We start from the raw sequence: 20,323 nt of genomic DNA, 5'->3' as shown, positions 1-20,323 counted from the left end.
TCCGCGAGGTGACGCCCCGGGCGGAAGTCCGAGGCCCACCGCCCCGCCCTGCCGTCCCACCGCCCCGCCCGGCCGTCCCCCCGCCGCCGCACCCGCCCGCCGGCTCACGCAAGCAGGCCCGACGACTTCCAGAGCCGCCGGCCGGGGCCGCGCAGCACCCCGATGTCGTCGAGGAAGTCGGTCAGGCGCCGGGCGCCCGACTGCATGACCTCGCGGCGGTGGCCGCTCGCCCTGACCTGGGCGACCGCCGCGCGGCGGTCGAGGCCGACGTTGTCGTACACCGCGGGGTTGATGAAGCAGGTGGAGAAGACCCGGGCGGCCTCGCCGCAGCTGAGCCGGGTGAACTCCTGCTCCCACCGCGGCGCGGTCACCATCTGGCGCCGCAGCTCCTCGCGGGCGTAGCGCACGTGCCGGGCCTCCTCGACGACGTGGATGCGGGTCACGCCCCGTACCAGCGTCTGGACGCGCTCGTCGGGGAAGGTCAGCCGCTGCATCCAGTCCAGGATCTCCTCGCCGAGGAGGGTGGCGGCGAAGGAGCCGGGGGTGGTGGAGACGGTCTTCAGGACACGGGCGAGATTGTGGTAGATCCGCGGCACCGGGTAGGCGGGCGCGCCGCCCTTCTGGATCATCCGCGCGAACATCATCGAGTGCCGGCACTCGTCGGCGATCTCGGTCAGGGCGTACCGCACATGGTCGCTCGTGAGCGACTTGTCGTAGATGTGCCGGACGAGCAGCTGCATCAGGATGATCTCGAACCAGATGCCGAGCGAGGCGAGCGACGCGGCCTCGTGCCGGGCCAGGTCCATCCGCTGCTCCTCGGACATCCGCCGCCACATCGGGGTGTCGTAGAGCGAGACCAGCTCCGGCGGCCAGAACCACTTGCCGTCCTCGAGGGGCGCGGCCCAGTCGAGTTCGGTCTCGGGGTCGAAGGAGTGCTTGAGGGAGGACTCGAGCAGCCGGGCGGCGACCTGTTCCCGGTCGCGGAGCGGGCCGAGGGCGTCCTGGAGGAGGCTGAAGTCCAGTTCGGTCCGAGTGGTCATGACGGTGCGACACCTCGCTGTGCTCGCAGTCGGGTTACCGGCGGTCGCCCCTATCAGACTGCCCGTCAGTAAGCCCGTCAATCCCCTGTGCGCGACTTGTTGACTCGATGTCTACCAAGGTGTCAGCCTGCCGGGAGGGACCATCACGTCCACGTGAGAGCAAGGAGACGTCAGTGTCGACGTACGACCTCTACACGAAGACCTTGAAAGCCTCGAACGCCACGGAAGACCCCGTCTGGCAGGTGCCGGCGACCGGTTCGGCCCGCTTCAGCTGGGAGTACGACGACGGTCGCGATCGCCTCCTCGCCCTGTACCAGAAGGGCAAGGACAAACAGTGGGACGGCTCCAGGCGCATCGACTGGGATCTGGAGGTCGACCCGTACGACCCCCTCGGCACCCCCGACGACGTTCTCACCCTCCACGGCACACGCCACTGGGCGAAGATGACGGAGAAGGACAAGGCCGAGCTGCGCCGGCACTACGCCTCCTGGCAGTTCAGCCAGTTCCTCCACGGCGAGCAGGGCGCGATGATCTGCGCCGCTCGGATCGTCGAGTCGGTCCCGGACCTGGACGCCAAGTTCTACTCGGCGACGCAGACCATGGACGAGGCCCGGCACGCGGAGGTCTACGGCCGCTTCCTCCACGAGAAGATCGGGATGCTCTACCCGATCAACGACAACCTCCAGGGCCTGCTGGGCGACACCCTCCGCGACGCGCGCTGGGACATGCCGTACCTCGGGATGCAGGTCCTGATCGAGGGCCTGGCCCTGGCCGCGTTCGGCATGATCCGCGACACCACGGACAAGCCGCTCCCGAAGCAGATCCTCGCGTACGTCATGCAGGACGAGGCCCGCCACGTGGCCTTCGGACGGATGGCGCTGCGCGACTACTACAGGCAGCTGACGGACGCCGAACTGCGCGAGCGCGAGGAGTTCGTGATCGAGGGCTGCTACCTGATGCGGGACCGGCTGCGCGGGGTCGAGGTCCTGGAGAACTTCGGCATCGGACGCGAGGAGGCGGAGGAGCTCAGTGAGCAGAGCGAGTTCCTGCACCTCTTCCGCAAGCTGCTGTTCAGCCGGATCGTCCCCTGCGTGAAGGACATCGGCCTCTGGGGCGAACGCCTCCAGAAGGCCTACCTGGACATGGGCGTCTTCGACCTCGGCGACTCGAACCTCGACCTCCTGATGACCCAGGACGAGGAGATCGCGGAGGCGCTGGACCGGGAGCGGTTCGCGACGGAGGAGGCGGAGCGGGTGGCGGAGGTCGAGGAGGCCATCGCGCAGGGCGCGGCGGAGGAGTAGGCGGAAGCGGGAACCTCCCGGGTCCCGGTACGGCCCCGGAGGGTGGGATGTCGTACCGGTGACGTAGCGTGCCCGCCATGACCATGCCGCCATCGCCGAACCAGCCGCCCCACAACCCGTACGGCGGCCCCGTCCCGCCCCCGCAGCAGCCCGGCCCGTACGGGGCTCCGCAGGGGTACCCCGCGCAGGGGGTTCCTCAGCAGGGGTATCCCGCGCAGGGCGTTCCTCCGCAGGGCTTCCCTCCGCCGTACCAGCAGCCGGGTGCCGGCGCCTGGGGGCAGCCGCCCATGGGTCCGCCGCCGAAGAAGTCGCTCTCGGCGGGGGCGATCGTCGCCATCGTCGTCGGCTCCCTGGTGCTGGTCGGTGGGATCGGCTGGGCGGCGAAGGCCGGGCTCTCCGGCGCCACCGGCTCCTTCCCCGAGGCGACGCACAAGCTGGTCGTCCCCAAGACGCTCCTCGCCGGCGAGTACACGCTGGTCTCCGACCTCTCCGACACCCAGGGCAAGGAGATCGAGGACACCCCCGACCTCACCGTCAAGGACGCCGAGGCGGCGGTCGGCCAGTACACGGGCAAGGACGGGGCCGTCCTCGTCGTCTCCGGGATGCACGGGCGCATCAAGAACGCCGACGTCACCCGGCGTTCCATCCTCAAGGGCGCCTCCACGGAGAAGGGCTCCACGCTCGCCGTCCCGCCCGAGGACTTCACCCCCGCCGGCTACGGCGTGACCGTGAGCTGCCAGGTCACGACGTCCAAGGACGCCCTCGCCACGGCCACGCTGCCCATGTGCGCCTGGGGCGACGACAACACCGCGGCCGCCGTCGCCCTCGTCACCCCCGGGTCGGCGACCGCCGACCCGAAGGACATCGACCTGGCCGAACTCGCCGAGACCGCGGCCAAGGTCCGCGCCGAGATCCGCAAGCCGATCGGCTGACCGGTCAGCCGTCGTCCCGGGGCCGCAGCGCCTCCTCCATCACGGCCCGGGCGATCGGCGCCGCGCTGCCGCCGCCGCTGATCTCCGTACGTCTGGCCTCCGCGTCCTCCACGACGACCGCGACCGCCACCGCGGGCTGGGCCGAGTCCGCCGCCTGCGCCCAGGCGATGAACCAGGCGTACGGGGTGCCCGTGTTGCCCAGGCCGTGCTGGGCGGTGCCGGTCTTGCCGCCGACCGTCGCCCCCGGGATCGCCGCGTTGGTGCCGGTGCCCTCCTCGACCGCCTTGACCATCAGCCGCTGCAGCCGGTTCGCGGTCGACGGGCGCATCGCCTGGCGGTAGCTGCGGCGACCCGTCGTGTCGACCGTCCTGCCGCCGGCCGTCGTCGTCCGCTCCACCAGATACGGGTGGGCGATCTCCCCGTTGTTGGCGATCGCCGCCGCCACCAGCGCCATCTGCAAGGGCGTCGCCGTCGTGTCGAACTGGCCGATGGACGACAGCGCGAGCTGGTCGTCGCTCATCTCCCGGTCGAAGTTGGACCTCGCGACCCAGGACGGGATCGACAGGCCCGTGTCGTTGAAGCCGAAGTTCTCCACCGCCTGCACCATCCCGGAGAGCCCGACCTCCACCCCGAGCCCGGCCATCACCGTGTTGCACGACCACTGGATCGCGTACGCGAGCGACGCGTTCCCGCACCCCTCCGCGGCGTTCGGGAGGACCTGCCGGGTCCCCGGCAGCACGAACGGGTCCGGGGTGTCCGTCGGCGCGTCGACGTCCGTCACCACGCCCGCGTCCAGCGCCGCCGCCGCCGTCACCATCTTGAACGTGGAGCCGGGCGGATACGTCTGCCGGATCGCCCGGTTCAGCATCGGCTGGTTCGGCGAGGTGTTCAGCCGGGCCCAGGCGGTCTTGACCTCGGCACCCGTCCCGGACAGCAGCGCCGGATCGTACGAGGGGGAGGAGACCAGGGCCAGGATCCGCCCGCTCGACGGCTCGATCGCCGCCACCGCGCCCCGCTTCCCGCCGAGCCCCCGGTACGCGGCCGCCTGCATCGACGCCCGGACCGTCGTCACCACGTCACCGCCGGGCTGCCGTCCGGGGCCGACGTCGTTCCAGAACGGCAGAGGGGCGAGCAACGGGCTCGTACCGGCCAGGATGTCGTCCTCGGCGTGCTCGACGAAGGTCGTGCCGTACGTCTGCGAGGCGTAGCCGGTCACCGGCGCGTACAACGGTCCCTGCTTGTACGTCCGTTCGTAGCGCAGCTGCTGGCCGCTGTCCCGCGAGCCGGTCACCGGCCGTCCCTCGACCACGATCTCGCCCCGCGGCTCGCTCCAGCGGGTGATCGCGACGCGCCGGTTGGCCGGGTTCTCGTTCAGCTCGTCGGACTGGACGACCATCACGCGCGCCGCGTTGACGAGCAGCGCCGCCAGCAGGATCAGGCAGAGCGCGGCGGCGCGCCGGATGTACGGGATCACCGGGCGTCCTCCACCGCCGGTGCGACGACACCGGGCTCGACCGTGTCCGGAAGCGGTGCGCGGGCCGAGTCGCTGAGCCGGATCAGCAGCGCCACGATGATCCAGTTGGTGACGACGGACGAGCCGCCCTGCGCCAGGAACGGCATCGCCATTCCGGTGAGCGGGATCAGACCCATCACCCCGCCGGCGATGACGAAGACCTGGAGCGCCAGGATCGAGGCGAGACCGATCGCGAGCAGCCGCCCGAAGGGGTCGCGCAGGGCGAGCCCGGCCCGGAACCCGCGCGCGACGAGCAGCGCGTACAGCAGGAACAGGGCGGTCAGCCCCGCCAGTCCGAGCTCCTCGCCCGCCGTCGCCAGGATGAAGTCGGACTTGGCGGCGAAGCCGATCAGGATGGAGTGCCCGAGGCCGAGTCCCGTGCCGGGCATCCCACCCGCGGCGAAGGAGAACAGGGACTGCGCGAGCTGGCTCGGTCCGTCCCCCGCCTCGATGGAGGCGTAGGGGTTCAGCCAGTCCTCGACACGGCTGTGCACGTGAGGTTCGAGCGAGCCGACCGCGAACGCCCCGACGCCCGCGAGGAGCAGCCCGACCGCGATCCAGCCGGTCCGGCCCGTCGCCACGTACAGCATGATCACGAAGAGCCCGAAGAAGAGCAGGGACGTGCCGAGGTCCCGCTCCAGGACGAGCACTCCCACGCTCAGCACCCAGATCGCCACGATCGGCCCGAGCACCCGGCCGGTGGGGAGCTGGAGCCGCCAGAACCTGCGGCCGGTGTACGCCAGCGCGTTGCGGTTCGCGGCCAGGTAGGCGGCGAAGAAGACCGCGAGCAGGATCTTGGCGAACTCGCCCGGCTGGAAGGAGAGTCCGCCGATCCGGATCCAGATCTTCGCCCCGTTCACCGCGGGGAAGAGGATCGGCACGAGCATCAGGACCAGGGCGCTGGCCATCGACAGGTACGCGTACCGCTGCAGCACCCGGTGGTCACGCAGCAGCACCACGACGGCGGCGAAGAGCGCGACACCGAGCGCCGACCAGACCAGCTGGGTGAAGGCCGCCTGGTCCTTCGGCGTCTCCAGGTCGAGACGGTAGATCAGCACCAGACCGAGGCCGTTGAGGAGGACGCCGATGGGCAGCAGCAGCGGATCGGCGTACGGGGCGCGGAACCGTACGGCGAGATGGGCGAGGAGCGCGAGCGCGCCCAGGCCGGCTCCGTAGCGCAGGGCGTCCGGCGGGACGGCGTCGTTCCTGGCCAGCCCGACGTTCGCGTAGCCCATGACGGAGATGAGGACGGCGCCGACGAGCAGGGTGAGTTCCACGCCGCGGCGCTTCGGGACACGTAGCGCGGGCGGGGGAGCGTCCGCCGTCGTTGCGGTCATGGTCCGCAACGTAGCAAGCGATATGGCTTATATCCCTTATGTGTGACGGTGTGCCGTCAGGGGCCGGTGAACGGTACGTACTCCGGCAGCGTCAGCCGCGCCTCGGCGCCGCCGTCCGGCGGGTTGCCGAAGACCAGCTCCGCGCCGATCACTTCGGCCTGGCCTGCCGCGATGGTGAGCCCGAGGCCGTGTCCCTTCCCGCCGCTCTCGGTACGGAACCGCTGCGGCCCGGACGCCAGCAGGTACTCCGGGTATCCGGCCCCGTGGTCCCGCACGGTGACGACGGGGCCGTCCACGGTCAGCACGACCGGCGGGGCGCCGTGCCGGTGCGCGTTGGCGACGAGGTTGCCGAGGACCCGCTCCAGGCGCCGCCGGTCCGTCTCGACCATCGCGTCCCGGACGACCCGTACCTCCGTCTCCGTCCCGGAGGCCCGCACCACCCCGCGCGCGAGCGGTGCGAGATCGTGCATCGCCAGGTCGACGGTCTCGTTGCGGGCGTCGAGCCGCGAGATCTCCAGCAGGTCCTCGGTCAGCCCGCGCATGGCCTTCACCCGGTCCCGCACGAGCTCCGACGGCCGCCCCTCCGGCAGCAGTTCGGCGGCGGCCGACAGCCCGGTCAGCGGGGTGCGCAGCTCGTGCGCCACGTCCGCCGTGAAGCGCTGCTCGGTCTGGAGCTTGCGCTGGAGCGAGGAGGCCATCGTGTCGAGCGCCCCGGAGACCGTGGCCACCTCGTCCTGCGGGCGCCCGGGGACCTTCGTGCGGGGGTCGTCCACGCGCGCGTCGAGATCGCCCGCGCTGATCCGCCGGGCCACCTGGGCCGTCAGATGCAGCCGCCGTGTGACCCGGGTGACCGCGAACGCGCCCACGAGCAGCGTCGCCCCGATCGCCAGGACCGAGGAGCCCAGGATCGAGCGGTCGAGTCCGTCGATGATCTCCGTGCCCGTGGAGTAGTCGACCCGGACGGCGAGGGCCCGGCCGTCGGCCGGGCCGGCACCCCACATGGTCGGCCGGTCCCGGTACTCCCCGGCCATCGTGCCGCGCTCCCCCTTGAGGGCGAGTGCGCGCAACTCGTCCGGGAGGTCCTCGGGGTCGATCCCGGTGCCCCGGGGGAGCGGGTCGCCCGCCTCGTACGCCCGTGAGGCCGTGGCCAGCCGGGCGAGCGCCCGCTCGCGGAAGTCGTCCTCGGTCTGCCGGGACACGGAGACATGGACGAGGGCGCCGAGCAGCGCGGCCAGGGCGCAGCACATGACGGTGATGAAGACCGCGGACTTCCAGGTGAGTGTCGCGGTCCAGGCGGGCAGACGGAGCCGCCCGCGCGCGGTCACGGGGCCTCCCCGACGGTGTCGTCGGTGTCGAAGGGCGCCGGGGAGGAGCCGGTCGGACCGGGTGTGGGCGTCGGCTCGACGAGCCGAGGCCGGGGCGCCGGCGAGACGGACGGGCCCGGCGGCTTGACGCGGACGATCTCGTCCCGGGCCGGCAGCATCGCCCCCTGCTGCTCGTCCCAGGACCAGGCCGTGCGGTACTCGTACCCCGGGATGCCGGCCGAGGAGGCCCGTACGATCAGGTCCCGGCCCGCCAGCTCCACGCTGATCACCTGGTCGACGGTGGACATGATCCGGGTGAGCCCGCCGTTCTCGGCCAGATACACCCGCACCCCCACCTGCTGCTCGGGCATCCGGATGCCGACGATCAGCTCGTCCCGGCCGTTGCCGGTCAGATCGCGGTAGTACGGCTTCATGACCGGGCACCTCGCCGGGTCCGCCGTGCACCGGTCGATCTGCCGCGCCGTCTCCTGGTACATGCCGTCCGCCCCGGAGTACGTGTCCGGATGGGCCTTCACCTCGGCGCGGACCACGGCCACGGCGTCCACCCGGTGGACGTCGTTGTCGGGCACCTGGATGCCCGGGACGGGCTCGGTGTCGGTCTCGCCGTAGTCGAGCGGCGGCGCGGTCGCGGGCGGCAGGTCCGGCCAGAGGTGCACGGGTCCGACCGCGGTGGGAGTGGCGCCCGCGCTCCTCAGCTCGCCCTCGGCGCCGCAGCCGGAGAGTGCGAGCGGCACCGCCGCGGCCAGGGCCACGGCGGCGGCGAGCGGCCGTCCGGGCGGTCTCACTCTGCTCCTCGGGGGCGATCGGTTCGCTGCTTCACCGGGTCGGCGAAGACGATGACGGTGTCACTCCGGTGACCGCCCACGATCGGCCCCACGGGTGATCGGCGGGAGGCCCGGACGGTCGGTCCTCCCGTAGACCTTATTCGTAGGGAAGTCCTTTTTGTCGACCCGCTGGATCTTCCGGTCGAGGGCGGGGGTGGGCGCCGGACCGGCGAGCAGTCGCCGGCGGAGATGATTCGAAGCTAAATGTCCGCTATTGCAGACTTGTGACAGTGGCCCATACGTGGTGCGACGAAGCCGTCGTACCCGGACCCCTACCGCTCCATCCGGTCGAGCGCGGCGCGGCAGAAGGTCAGCAGCTTCTCGTCCTCGTGGACGTCATGGCTGCTGTAGCCGCTCTCCCGCACGTTGTGACGGCGCGGCCGGGCCAGCTCCGAACGGATCACCCACCGCGCCTCCACCGCCTCGGGACCCATCTCCGCCAGGCACTCCGCGATGTCCACGCGCGCGTGCCTGTTCTCCTCCCAGGCCGCGAGCAGCACCGGCAGCGCCGCCGCCGCGTCCCCGGAGACCCGCCACAGGGCCGCCGCGCTGCGCACCCGAACCCACAGGTCGAGCGCCGTGAGCCCCGGGAGCAGGGCGGGCGCGCCGCTCGCCGCCGCCGGGCCGATCGCGCCCAGGGCGCGGGCCGCCGCGCACCGGTCAGGAGCGGCCGCGTCCGGGCCCAGCCAGGCCACCAGCGCCGGCAGGACGGCCTCCAGGTCGGCCTCCACCGCCCAGAGCGTGAGCGCCGCCTGCGCCGAGACCGCCGCCGACCCGCTCTCCAGCAGGGCCCGCGCGTCCGGGATCGCCTGCCGCGCCGCGGGCCCGAACGCGGCGAGCGTCCTCAGCGCCGCCTCCTGCACCCAGTCCCGCCGGTTCGACGGGGCCCCGCGCAGCACCCGCAGCACCTCGGGCATCGCCTGCACGCCGCGCACCGAGGCCAGGGCGTGGAGCAGCGGCGCCGCGTGCTCGTACAGCCGGTCGCCCAGGTCGACGCGGGCCAGCCGGCGGCGCAGCAGCGGCGCGAGCGGCGCGGCGGCCGGCCCCAGGGTGGGGACGGCGTACAGCAGATCACGCCGGACCTCGGGCTCGACCAGGGCGCGGGCGATCAGCGGTACCGCCCGCGCGTCGCCCGAGCGGGTGAGGGCGAGCAGGGCGCGGCCGCGCACGTCCGGTGCCCCCGGCTCGTCCTCCGGCCGGTCCGCCCACTCCTCCCACTCGGGCCGGTCGGGCCGTCCGGGGCGCGCGGCGAGCCCGGCCGCGAGGGCGTCGGTCGCGGGCCCGGTGAGCTCGAAGAGGCTCTCCAGGAACGAGGTGGCGGCCTCGCGCAGCCGGGGATCGGGGTCGGCGAGCTGCGTCCCGACCAGCCGCACCACCTCCTCGTACCCCCCGCGCCAGACCCGTATCAGACCGCCGCTCAGCCAGATGGCGTCCGCGCGCTGGCACCGGTCAGGGCTGCGCAGCTGGGCGAGGATCAGCGCGATCCGGTCCTCGACGCGGTCGTCGAGCGCGGTGTGCAGGGTGCGCATCAGCTCGTCGGTCCACGGGGTCGCACGGCTCGCGGCATGCTCCTCGAAGAGCTCACGGACCTGCCCGGCGAACGTGGGCGCGGACGGCCGGGAGCTCTCCGGGGCGGCCGTCTCGGGCGGCGCGGCACGCACCTCGTCGAGCAGCCGCGTCACCCGCTCGACCACGTCGTCCGGGACCTCGCCCGGCGCGCACCGGGCCAGCTGCGTGAGCGCCGCGAGCCGCAGCCCCGGCGCGTGGGCCGCGCGGGTGAGCCAGCCGAGCCAGTCGACGGTCTCGTCCCGCAGCGACTCGTGCCGCCGCGCGATCCGCCCGACGGCCTCCACCAGCGCGAGCCGCACCTCCGTGTCCCGCTCGACGGTCAGCCGCTCCCTCAGCAGGGTCAGCACACCGGCCGGGTCCGGGTGAAGCGAGGCGAGCGCGCACGGGGCGGCGAGCCGCACCTCGCAGTCCGGGTCGCCGACGAGCCCGAGGAAGACGTCGGCGCCCGCGGCGACCGCGGCGGCGGCCATGGCGTAGTTCGCGGCCGGGATGAAGTCCTCGTCGTCCGGGTCGAGTTCGTCGAGCTCGTCCTCGCCGCTCAGATCGATCCCGCCGATGCTGGTCAGCAACTCGACGATGCCGCCCCGGTCCTGGACCTCAGGGTCGGCGACGAGTTCGAGCAGGAAGGGGATGCAGGCGAGCGTCGAGTCGTACACGTCCCCCTGGTGGTGCACCGCGCCGTACATGCCGTCGAGGGCGAGCTCCCGTTCGCCGGGGTCGGGCGAGGCGAGTCCGCGCAGCATCCCCGGTACATCGTCGGCTGGTCCGTAGGCATGCCCCAACGAGGCCCAGTCGACCTCCTCGATCCCCGTCAGCATGCGGCCGCCGCCTTCCCCGTGAGCGCTGTACCAGGCAGCAAGTGTGCACCACCACACCGGGAACAAGGACCCGCTGACCGGACGCGGTCCCCGAAGGGCCCGCGAGCCGCTCGCTTTGCGCCATCTGCGGGAGCGGTACGCGGAGTTGCGCCCGCCGGTACGGGGAGTGGCGTATGGGGAGCACGGGAGAACGGGTGTACGGAGCCGGGGACGGAGGCCCGCCGTACCGTCGCCGGCGGCCTAGCCGTCGGACCGTACGCGCACGAAGCGGGCCGTCTCGTGGCGCCCCGCCTGCTGCCGCAGCTCGACGGTGAGAGGGTCGGCGAGCGGGGTCACCGTGCCGTGCTCGGGATGCTCCACCGGGGCCCCGAGCCGGCCTTCGGCCAGCGCGCCGACCTCGCGGGCCTGCACCGGAGTCAGTTTCGGCGAGGTCGTCACCGTACGGTCGTCGGGGAGGCGGACGAGCAGCGCCCGGGGCCGGCCCACCGGGCCGACCAGCCCGAGGAGCGTGCCGTCGAGCGTGTCCGCGTGCCGCACCTTCCGCCACGCCCACGTCTCGCCGGCCCGGTACGGAGAGCGCAGCGCCTTCGCCACGATCCCCTCGACGCCCACCGCGCGCAGATCGCGGAACCAGCCCCGCGCCGTCTCCTCGTCCAGCGTCGCGAGCACGGGCTGCACGGGCGGCCCGACATCGCTCAGCGCGACGCCCAGCAGCTGCCAGCGTTCGACGAGCGGCAGCGCCCTGAGGTCCCGGCCGGGGAGGGCGAGGACGTCGAAGGCGATGTACGAGACCGGTACGCCGGCCTGTCTGCGGTCGGCGTGCGAGCGGAGCAGGTCGGTGAAGCTCAGCCGCCCCTCGCGGTACGCGCACAGCTCCCCGTCCAGGACGACGCCGGCCGGCAGCCGGGCGCCCAGATGCGCCGCGATCTCGGGAAACTCCCGGGAGAGGTCCCGGTGCGAGCGCGACTGCAGGAAGACCCTGCGGTCCTCCAGGACGAAGGCGAGGGCCCGGAAACCGTCGAGCTTGAGGGTGTACTGCAGACCCCCCGGCGTGCTTCCCTGCGCCGGGATCTCGTCGGCCGGGCGCGGGCGCATGACGTCGACCGGCGGCCGCAGGACGGGACCCTCCGCGGGCTCCGGTCCGGGGGCCGCGGTCATGGCAGGGCCCCGGCCCGGTCCGGGTCGAAGAGCGGCCCGAGCAGGTCTCCGTACCGCTCCAGACGTGGCGCGATGTCGTCCATCAGCAGCACGAGCCGCTCGGGCGCGTCGCAGGCCTCGACCTCCTCCCAGGTCACCGGCGCGGAGACGGTGGGCCGGGGGCGGGCGCGCAGGGTGTAGGGCGTCGCGGTGGTCTTGGCGGCCGCGTTCTGGCTGAAGTCGACGAAGACCTTCCCCGGCCGCAGCGACCGGGCCATCCGGTGGACGACGAGCGCCGGATGGTCCGCTTCCGCCTCGACGGCGAGCCGCTTCGCGTACGCCGAGACCTCGTCGGACGGGGCCGGCTCCAGCGGAACGAGCAGGTGCAGGCCCTTGGCCCCGGAGGTCTTGGCGAAGGCCTCCAGACCGTCCGCCGCGAGCCGCTCCCGCAGCCAGAGGGCCACCCGGCAGCAGTCCACGACGGTGGCCGGCGGCCCGGGGTCGAGGTCGAGGACGAGCCGGTCGGCGACGGCCTGCGAGCCGGCCCGCCACTGCGGGGTGTGGAACTCCACGACCAGGTTCGCCGCCCACATCAGGGACGGGAGGTCCTGGATCATGACCTGCCGCGCACGAGGGTCGTCGGAGCGGGGGACCGGGGTGGTCTTCACCCAGGCGGGTGTGCCGGGCGGCGGGTTCTTGGTGAAGAAGAGCTGACCGTCGGGGCCGTCCGGATAGCGCAGGAAGGACACCGGGCGGTCGCGCAGATGCGGCAGGAGCGCGGTGCCGACGGTGGCGTAGTAGTGCAGCAGCTCGCCCTTGGTGGTGCCGGTGGTGGGGTGGAGGACCTTCTCCAGATTGCTGAGCGGGAGGCGCCGCCCCTCCACCTCCGTGATGGGCGTCATACGATGAGAATCCCACGAATCCGGAAGTACCGTGCGAAAGGGATGAAACGTGCGATCCATATGGAACGGCGCCATTTCCTTCGGTCTGGTGAGCATCCCGATCAAGCTGGTGAACGCCACCGAGAGCCGGTCCGTGTCCTTCCGCCAGATCCACGCCGCCGACGGCGGCCGGATCCGCTACCGCAAGGTGTGCGAGCTGGACGGCGAGGAGGTCTCCCAGGCCGAGATCGGCAAGGCCTACGAGGAGTCCGACGGGACCATGATCCCGATCACGGACGAGGATCTGGCGACGCTCCCGCTGCCGACGGCGAAGACGATCGAGATCGTGGCCTTCGTGCCCGCCGGTGAGATCGACCCGCTCCAGATGGATGCCGCGTACTACCTCTCGGCGAGCGGGGCGGCGGCCGCCAAGCCGTACACCCTGCTGCGCGAGGCGCTCAAGCGGAGCGACAAGGTGGCCGTCGCGAAGTACGCGCTCCGCGGGCGCGAGCGGCTCGGGATGCTCCGGGTCGTGGACGACGTGATCGCGATGCACGGACTGCTCTGGCCGGACGAGATCCGGGCGCCCGAGGGGGTGGCCCCGGAGACGCCCGTCTCGGTGCGGGACGCGGAGCTCGACCTGGCGGACGCGCTGATGGCGACCCTCGGCGAAGTGGACATCAACACCCTGCACGACGACTACCGGGAGGCGGTCGAGCAGATGATCGCCGCCAAGGCGGAGGGCGGCGCCGCGGTGGCGCCCCCGGAGCCCGAGGAGGCGGGCGGCGGCCAGGTCATCGACCTGATGGCGGCCCTGGAGAGCAGTGTCCGCGCGGCCAAGGAGGCGCGCGGCGAGGGCGGGGACGCCGACGTGAGGGAGCTGACTCCCCGCAAGACCTCGGCACGCACCCCGAAGGAAACGGGCGCGCGGAAGTCCACGTCGAAGACGGCCGCGAAGAAGGCGGCCCCGGCCCGCAAGTCGACGTCGAAGACGGCCGGTGCGGGGTCCGGGGCGGGCGGTGGCAAGACGGCGGCGAAGAAGACGACGGCGAAGTCGGCGACGAAGTCGACGGCGAAGACGGCCGCCAAGAAGACGGCGGCGAAGAAGACCACGGCGTCCGCGAAGAAGGCGACCCCGCGCAAGCGGTCGGCGTAGGGGCACACGGAGGGGCATAGCGGCGAGCCGGTGGGGCGGCGCCGTGGCCCGCCTCCGGGCCTAGGGGTGTCTAGCTCTTCAGCAGCTCCCGCAGCGACCCCTTCATCGCGGTCACGAACGCCTCCCGCTCCGACTCGCCCACCAGGTCGAGCGAGAGGTACGGATTGAGGTCCTCCAGCTCCACGAGCAGCAGCTTCCCGCCCGGCGCCCGGCAGGCGTCGACGCGCTGGATGCCGAACTCCAGGCCGTTCCAGTCCACGAACCGCCGCGCGAACGCGAGGTCCTCGCCGGTCGGCTCGTACCGCTCCAGCCTCCACCGCGCGTCCGGGTCGGGCGCGTACAGGGCGTACTGGAAGGCGTGCCCCACGAAGTAGAACGAGACCTCGTACGTGAACGGGATCCGCGGCTGGACGAGCATCCCTTCGGGGTCCACGTCCTGGAGCGCCGCCCGCTCCACGAACCGCAGGCCGACCGAGTCGGCCCCGAGGACCGGCTTGACGACGTACTCCTCGGCCTCCGGCAGCCGCGCGAACTCCTCCCGCCGACCCGCCGTGGGAATGACCGGAAATCCCTCCCTCGACAGCTGGAGGAGGTAGTCCTTTCCGGCCATGTCGCCCTTCCCGCTGAGCGAGTTGAACACCCGCACCCCGCCCTCGCGCGCGGCGCGGGTGAAGGCGTCGTACGCCTCCTGGTAGTGGAGGACGGGCCCGCTGTTGCGTACGACGACGGCGTCGAAGCGGTCCATCAGCGCGGCGGCGTCGAGGGGATGACAGAGCGCGACGTCGAACTCCTCGCGCAGCCGTCCGGAGAGCCAGATGTCCTCGTCGCAGTAGCGCCGCCCGCGCGCCTGGTAGCCGAGGTCGGTGACGTAGAGAAGCGATTCCATGGGTGGTCCCCTCTGCCCCGGTTCGCGTTCGGTGGCCGGATCGCCACAGGCTACGTGACGGAAACACGCTGGCCACAGCCGTAACGGATTCGCCTCCCACGACACTTAACGTGAGCGAACACAGGTGCGAAGAGCGAGAGGTGAGGACGGCAGCATGCACTACCGGATCCTGGGACCGGTGCGGGTTTGGCGAGGTGACGCCGAACTGGCCCTGGGGCCCCCGAAGCAGCAGGCCGTGCTGGCGCTGCTGCTGGCGCGGGCGGGAGAACTGCTCACACCCCAGGAGGTGATCGACGCCCTCTGGGAGGAGCCGCCCGGCAGCGCGGTCAACGTGGTGCACCGCCATGTCGGGGCGCTGCGCAGGCTCCTGGAACCCGAACTGCCCAGCCGGACCGCCGCGAGACGGCTCCTGCGGGGGGCCGGCGGCTACCGGCTGCGTGTGGAACCGGGCGAGCTGGACCTGCTGCGCTTCCGGTCCCTGCGTGCGGACGCGGGCCGGGCCACAGCGGACGGCGACCGGGCCGAGGGGGTGTCGCTCCTCGTGGACGCCCTCGGGCTGTGGGGCGGTCCCGCCGGTACGGGCCTGCCCCCGGGCGTCGCCGAGCACCCTCTCTTCACGACGCTGAACCACGAGTACCTGGCCGCCGTCAAGGAGGCCGCCGACCTCGCCCTGGCGAGCGGGCACGTCCCGGCGGCGCGGCAGGTCGACGTCGAGCGCGTGCTGACGCTGCTCGAACAGGCCACCCACCACTATCCGTTCGACGAGGCGCTGCACGCCAGGCTCGTCACCGCCCTCGCCGCCCTCGGGCGGCAGGCCGAGGCCCTGGCCGTCCACCAGTCCGTACGCTCCCGGCTCGTGGGGGAGCTCGGCATCGACCCGGGTCCTGAGCTGCGCGCCGCCCACGAACGCGTCCTGCGGCAGGCCGTGCCCGTCGTGGTCCGAGCCGTCGACCCGCGGGGCGGCGCGGCGGAGCCGGAGACCCGACCGCCGGCACCCTCGCTCCTTCCGGCCCAACTCCCCTCCGACATATCCACCTTCGCCGGGCGCCGCGGGGAACTGGCCTTGTCGAAGGAGCTGCTGGACGGGGCCGACGGCACAGACGGCGCCTCCAGCCCTGCCTCCAGCGCTGCCTCCACTCCCGCCTCCACTCCTGCCCCCGTCCCCGCCTCCGGCGGGGCGCCGGCGATCGTGGCGATCAGCGGCATGGCCGGGGTGGGCAAGACCACCCTCGCCGTGCACTGGGCCCACCGCGTGGCGCGCCGCTTCCCGGACGGCCAGCTCTACGTGAACCTCCGCGGCTTCCACCCCACCATGGCCCCCCTCGGCGCGCCCGACGTCATGCGCGAGGTGCTCTCGGCGCTCGGGGTCCCGCCCCAGCGCTTCCCGGAGGACCCCCAGGCCCTCCCCGCCCTCTACCGCAGCCTTCTCGCGCCCCGCCGCATGCTGATCCTGCTGGACAACGCCCGCGACGCCGAGCAGGTCAGGCCCCTGCTCCCCGGCACCCCCGGCTGTCTGACCCTCGTCACCAGCCGCCACCGGCTCGACGGGCTCCTCGTCACCCACGCCGTCCGCTTCCTGGGTCTGGACGTGCTCTCCCGCGCGGAGGGCTACGAGTTCCTGACCCGGCGGCTCGGCCTGGACCGGGTCGCGGCCGAGCCCGAAGCCGCCGGGGAGATCGTCGAGCTCTGCGGACATCTGCCGCTCGCCCTCGCGATCGTCTGCGCACGCGCCCTGCTCAACCCCCGGTTCGCCCTGGAGGCGATCGCCACGGAGCTGCGCGCAGACCGGGGCAGCCTGGACTCCTTCGCCGGCAGCGACGCGAGCGCCGACGCCCGGAGCGTCTTCTCCTGGTCCTACCGGGCCCTCACCCCGCCCGCCGCCCGGCTCTTCCGGCTGCTCGGCGGCGCGCACGCGGGCCCGGAAATCTCCGTCCCGGCCGCCGCGAGCCTCGCGGGCGTGCCGGTACGGGAGGCCCGCCGCCAGATCGCCGAACTGCTGGAGAGCCAGCTCCTCCTGGAGGAGGCGCCGGGGCGCTACGCCTGCCACGAGCTGCTGCGGGCGTACGCCGGGGAGCTGAACCGGGAACGCGACGACGAGGCGGACCGGGCCGCTGCCCGGCGCAGGCTCGTCGAGCACCATCTGCACAGCGCGTGGGCGGCCGACGCCCTCCTCGCCCCGTACCGGGACCGGGTTCCGCTGCCGCCCCCGGGCGAGGGAGTGGTGCCGGAGAAGCTGACCGACGAGACGCAGGCCGCGCAGTGGCTCCACCGGCAGCGGCAGGTGCTGCTGGCGGCCGTGGAGCGCGCCGCCGCGGACGGCGACGGCGGCGAAGGTCTCTGCTGGCGGCTGGCCGCGACCCTGGAGCTCTTCCTGGACCGGGCCGGACGCTGGGAGGAGCAGCGGGTCATCCAGGAACGGGCCCTGCGCGCCGCCCGCGAGGCCGGCGACACCACGGGCGAGGCGTACATCCTGCGCGCGCTGGGATTCGCGTACTGCAGGCTCGGGCTCTTCAAGGAGTCCCACAACACCCTCTCGCAGGCGCTCGACCGCTTCACCGCCGCCGGTGAACGGGACGGACAGGCGACCGCCCACCGCAACCTGGCGTTCCTCTGCAACGCGAGGGGGCGGCACACCCAGGCCCTGGAGCACTACCGGGTCGCGTCCGCCCTGTACGAGTCCTCCGGACACCGCACGGGAGCGGCGGCCGTGCTCAACGAGATCGGCTGGACGCACATCCTCACCGGCGCCTACGAACAGGCGCTGGACGACTGCGGCAGAGCCGTCCTCCTGCACCGCCGGAACGGGAACCGCAACGGCGAGGCCGCGGCCTGGGACAGCGTCGGCTACGCCAGACACCACCGCGCTGAACACGCGGAGGCGCTCGACGCCTACGCCCGGGCGATCGCCCTCTACCGCGAGATCGGGGACCTCAGCCTGCAGGCCGACACCCTGGCGCACCTGGGCGACAGCCACGCGGCCGCGGGCGACCCCGCCGCCGCGGCGGTCGCCTGGCGGGAAGCCCTGCGGCTCTTCGAGCACCTGGGGCATCCCGACGCCGAGCAGGTCAGGGAGCGGCTCGCCGAACGGGAACCGTTCGCACCGCCGCCCGAGCGGTGGTGAGGCGGGGCGTCACTTTTTCGGCACTGAACTCTGTCTACCCTGTTCCTGAAACCGCTCTCAGGGAATCGGGCCGTGGCCAACGATCGTGACAGGTCAGGCCGTTCCTCATGGGGATGACAGCAGACCGGTACGGCCGACGGGTTCAGGACGAACCCGTCGGCCCGGTCTTCCCGTTCACGAAACCGAGAACAAAGATGTGTTTACGTTCCGCTTCATGGCCTCAGGTCACGGAGCACACCGCTGACGTTCAGCACGGCGTGGCAGCCGGACGCCTGCCGGCCGGTCGCCGGAGTTCCCGGCTTCGCGCAGGTCACCTCCGCGGTCACGGTCGAGTTCTCGGGGATTTCGATGGGGGTGACCCAGTGGTAGTCCTGATTCCGGAAGGTCTCGAGCGCGATCGTGGTGATCTTCCGCTCGCCGAACGAGATCGTGATGACACCCTCGTCGCCCTGGAAGTTCGCCACGACCATGTCCGTGACCCCGAACACCTTCCCCCGGGGCACCTGGTACGTCCCCGCCTTCTTGCCGCCCGTGCCCGTCTGGACGTCGATCGTGGCGGAACTCTGCTGACCGGGACCGGAGCGGCCCGTACCGGAGCCGCCGTCGCCCTGTCCGCCGCCCGAACCCTGGTCCTGACCACCGGTCTTGTCGGCCGGCTTGGCCCGCGCCCTCTCCTGCTCGGCGGCCTCCTGCTGCTTCGCGGCCTCCTCCTTCTGCGCGGTGGTCGCGGCCTCCTTCGCGGCGCTCCGCACCGCCGGCCTGACCAGCGCGAACCAGGCGACCAGCAGGGCCATGAGCACGGCGAGCAGAATCAGCAGCCATTTCGGCAGGACCGGCAACTGGACGAACTCGCCCTCGACGACGCCCGACACGGCGGGCTCACCGCCGCTCTCCGTGCTCCACGAACTCTCCGCGGATCCCGAGGACTTGGCGATCCCCGGCGCGTCCGCACCGCCCTCGACCGCCGCGGCGGCCTCGGCCACCTCGATCTCGAAGGGGTGGCTCACCGGCTCGCCGAACCAGATCAGCGGCCGTACCCCCGCCTTCAGCGCGACCTCGGCGGACTCGCCGGGCTCGAGACGCTTCCGCTGCGGCGTGGTGCGCAGGGTCAGCTCCTCCCCGGCCTGCCGGCCGGAGAGGACGAGCGACACGGGCGTGTTCCCCTGGTTCCGCAGGGCGATCCGGTAGCGCGCCCCGCGCCAGCCGCGCCGCCGGCGGGGCGTGAGCTCCTGACGTACCTCCCGGAAGGCCCCCACACGCACCGTGGTCTCCGGGACCGTCACGTTCTCCGGGTGCTCCACGGGCAGGACCCGCACACCGAGCGGCTTCTCCCCGGCACGGACCTCGGGGGAGCGCGGCGGGGCCAGCCGCACCGTCACCGTCTCGGAGGTGCCGGGATAGAGCGAGACACGGGCCGGCTCGACGGTGCTCCACGCGGCGCACTCACCGACCACCGTGAACGTGTACGCCTCGACGATGTCGCTGTCGTTGCGGACGTTCAGGGTGGTCGTCGCCTCGCCACCGGGCGAGACCGTCACGGTCGGCATTTCGAGTTCGGCAGAAGTGGTCACGCAGGGAACCTAGGCCGCCGAAGGGCCCTTCTCCAGGGACGCGGGGGCCAACGACCGGGCAGCCCGGATGCCCCCGCGGACCAACGCCGCACGGCCACGCGCCACATCTGAACCACCCGCCGGCCGTAGACCCTCCGGCCGGCGGACGACCATGAAACGGGTGGGAAGAAACATGACGAACAGCGATCAGTGCAATTCCAGGGTGTCGGTCTCGGTCTACGCCGAAGACCTGATCCTCCAGGCGGGAATCACCGAGCAACTGCGCAGGCGCCCCGAGGTGGAGCTGCTGCCCGAGGCCGACGCCGACCGGGCCAGGGCCACCCTGGTGGTGGTGGACACGGTCGACGACTCCACCGTGCAACTGCTGCGCCGGCTCCAGCGCAACACCGCCACGAGCACCGGACTCGTCGTCGGACGGTTCGAGGCCGGCGCGCTCCAGACCATGATCGAATGCTCGGTCGCCGCCGTACTGCGCCGCGCCGAGGCCGACCAGGACCGCCTCGTGCACCTGGTCACCGCGCTGGCCAAGGGGGAGGGCGTCCTCCCCGGCGACCTGCTGGGCAAGCTCCTCGCCCATGTCAGCAGCCTCCAGCGGACGGTCCTCGACCCGCGCGGCCTGACCCTCTCCACCCTGACGACCCGTGAGGCCGACATGCTCCGGCTGGTGTCCGAGGGCTTCGACACCGTGGAGATCGCGCAGAAGACCTCGTACTCCGAACGGACCGTCAAGAACGTGCTGCACGAGGTCACCAGCCGGCTCCAACTGCGCAACCGCGCCCACGCGGTGGGCTACGCGATGCGGCACGGACTCATATGAGTGCCCGAAAGAGCAGCGGACGCTTCCCCCGGCACGGGTACTCGCGCCCTGGCACCGCTCCACCAGGGCTGTGACGCTCGACGACGGTGAACCGC

At 72.6% G+C, this 20,323-nt stretch carries 15 protein-coding genes; 5 read left to right on the top strand and 10 right to left on the bottom strand.

Features of this window, described 5'->3' with window-relative positions; all coding sequences use genetic code 11:
• Positions 1 to 104: 104 nt before the first annotated feature.
• Positions 105 to 1,040, bottom strand: a complete 936-nt coding sequence (locus ACZ3IJ_RS06815) for an AurF N-oxygenase family protein (RefSeq protein WP_467466603.1) — start codon at positions 1,038 to 1,040, stop codon at positions 105 to 107.
• Between the two features lie 173 nt (positions 1,041 to 1,213).
• Here ACZ3IJ_RS06815 and ACZ3IJ_RS06810 point away from each other — a divergent pair, with 173 nt between their 5' ends.
• A complete protein-coding gene (locus ACZ3IJ_RS06810) occupies positions 1,214 to 2,341 on the top strand; it encodes a ferritin-like domain-containing protein (protein ID WP_467466602.1) in 1,128 nt (375 codons plus the stop codon).
• Between the two features lie 77 nt (positions 2,342 to 2,418).
• A complete protein-coding gene (locus tag ACZ3IJ_RS06805) occupies positions 2,419 to 3,273 on the top strand; it encodes a hypothetical protein (RefSeq protein ID WP_467466601.1) in 855 nt (284 codons plus the stop codon).
• A gap of 4 nt (positions 3,274 to 3,277) precedes the next feature.
• On the opposite strand, the gene ACZ3IJ_RS06800 is transcribed toward ACZ3IJ_RS06805, so the two are convergent.
• The 7 genes from ACZ3IJ_RS06800 to ligD form a co-directional block, all read right to left on the bottom strand.
• Positions 3,278 to 4,747 (bottom strand): penicillin-binding transpeptidase domain-containing protein, encoded by a 1,470-nt coding sequence (locus ACZ3IJ_RS06800; RefSeq protein ID WP_467466600.1) that lies wholly within the window; start codon positions 4,745 to 4,747, stop codon positions 3,278 to 3,280.
• Complete coding sequence (locus tag ACZ3IJ_RS06795) at positions 4,744 to 6,123, bottom strand: FtsW/RodA/SpoVE family cell cycle protein (protein ID WP_467466599.1); 1,380 nt, start codon at positions 6,121 to 6,123, stop codon at positions 4,744 to 4,746. Before ACZ3IJ_RS06795 ends, ACZ3IJ_RS06800 begins: the two co-directional genes overlap by 4 nt.
• 56 nt (positions 6,124 to 6,179) lie before the next feature.
• On the bottom strand, positions 6,180 to 7,448 hold the full coding sequence (locus tag ACZ3IJ_RS06790; protein ID WP_467466598.1) for an ATP-binding protein: 1,269 nt from the start codon (positions 7,446 to 7,448) through the stop codon (positions 6,180 to 6,182).
• Positions 7,445 to 8,233 (bottom strand): hypothetical protein, encoded by a 789-nt coding sequence (locus ACZ3IJ_RS06785; RefSeq protein ID WP_467466597.1) that lies wholly within the window; start codon positions 8,231 to 8,233, stop codon positions 7,445 to 7,447. Before ACZ3IJ_RS06785 ends, ACZ3IJ_RS06790 begins: the two co-directional genes overlap by 4 nt.
• A gap of 311 nt (positions 8,234 to 8,544) precedes the next feature.
• Positions 8,545 to 10,659, bottom strand: a complete 2,115-nt coding sequence (locus tag ACZ3IJ_RS06780) for a PBS lyase (RefSeq protein WP_467466595.1) — start codon at positions 10,657 to 10,659, stop codon at positions 8,545 to 8,547.
• 240 nt (positions 10,660 to 10,899) lie between these two features.
• On the bottom strand, positions 10,900 to 11,817 hold the full coding sequence (locus ACZ3IJ_RS06775) for an ATP-dependent DNA ligase (protein WP_467466594.1): 918 nt from the start codon (positions 11,815 to 11,817) through the stop codon (positions 10,900 to 10,902).
• On the bottom strand, positions 11,814 to 12,698 hold the full coding sequence (gene ligD / locus ACZ3IJ_RS06770; protein WP_467466593.1) for a non-homologous end-joining DNA ligase: 885 nt from the start codon (positions 12,696 to 12,698) through the stop codon (positions 11,814 to 11,816). The genes ACZ3IJ_RS06775 and ligD overlap by 4 nt, the downstream gene beginning before the upstream one ends.
• A 49-nt stretch (positions 12,699 to 12,747) precedes the next feature.
• Here ligD and ku point away from each other — a divergent pair, with 49 nt between their 5' ends.
• On the top strand, positions 12,748 to 13,833 hold the full coding sequence (gene ku / locus ACZ3IJ_RS06765; RefSeq protein WP_467466592.1) for a non-homologous end joining protein Ku: 1,086 nt from the start codon (positions 12,748 to 12,750) through the stop codon (positions 13,831 to 13,833).
• A 70-nt stretch (positions 13,834 to 13,903) separates the two neighbouring features.
• Here ku and ACZ3IJ_RS06760 read toward each other — a convergent pair whose 3' ends face one another.
• Positions 13,904 to 14,719: an ATP-grasp domain-containing protein gene (locus tag ACZ3IJ_RS06760; protein WP_467466591.1), complete on the bottom strand. Its 816-nt coding sequence runs from the start codon at positions 14,717 to 14,719 to the stop codon at positions 13,904 to 13,906.
• A gap of 154 nt (positions 14,720 to 14,873) precedes the next feature.
• Here ACZ3IJ_RS06760 and ACZ3IJ_RS06755 point away from each other — a divergent pair, with 154 nt between their 5' ends.
• Complete coding sequence (locus tag ACZ3IJ_RS06755; protein ID WP_467466590.1) at positions 14,874 to 17,840, top strand: AfsR/SARP family transcriptional regulator; 2,967 nt, start codon at positions 14,874 to 14,876, stop codon at positions 17,838 to 17,840.
• 212 nt (positions 17,841 to 18,052) lie between these two features.
• Here the strand turns inward: ACZ3IJ_RS06755 and ACZ3IJ_RS06750 are convergent, their stop codons facing one another.
• Positions 18,053 to 19,387, bottom strand: coding sequence for a COG1470 family protein (locus ACZ3IJ_RS06750; protein ID WP_467466952.1), 1,335 nt, complete (start codon positions 19,385 to 19,387; stop codon positions 18,053 to 18,055).
• 175 nt (positions 19,388 to 19,562) lie between these two features.
• On the opposite strand from ACZ3IJ_RS06750, the gene ACZ3IJ_RS06745 reads away from it, so the two are divergent.
• Entirely contained in the window at positions 19,563 to 20,228 is a 666-nt protein-coding gene (locus ACZ3IJ_RS06745) for a helix-turn-helix transcriptional regulator (RefSeq protein ID WP_391798444.1), read from the top strand.
• Positions 20,229 to 20,323: the final 95 nt, after the last annotated feature.

This window comes from Streptomyces sp. NPDC013317 (assembly GCF_055563155.1).
The sequence above is the reverse complement of the archived record's forward strand: the minus strand, read 5'-3'. Positions and strand labels throughout refer to the sequence as shown.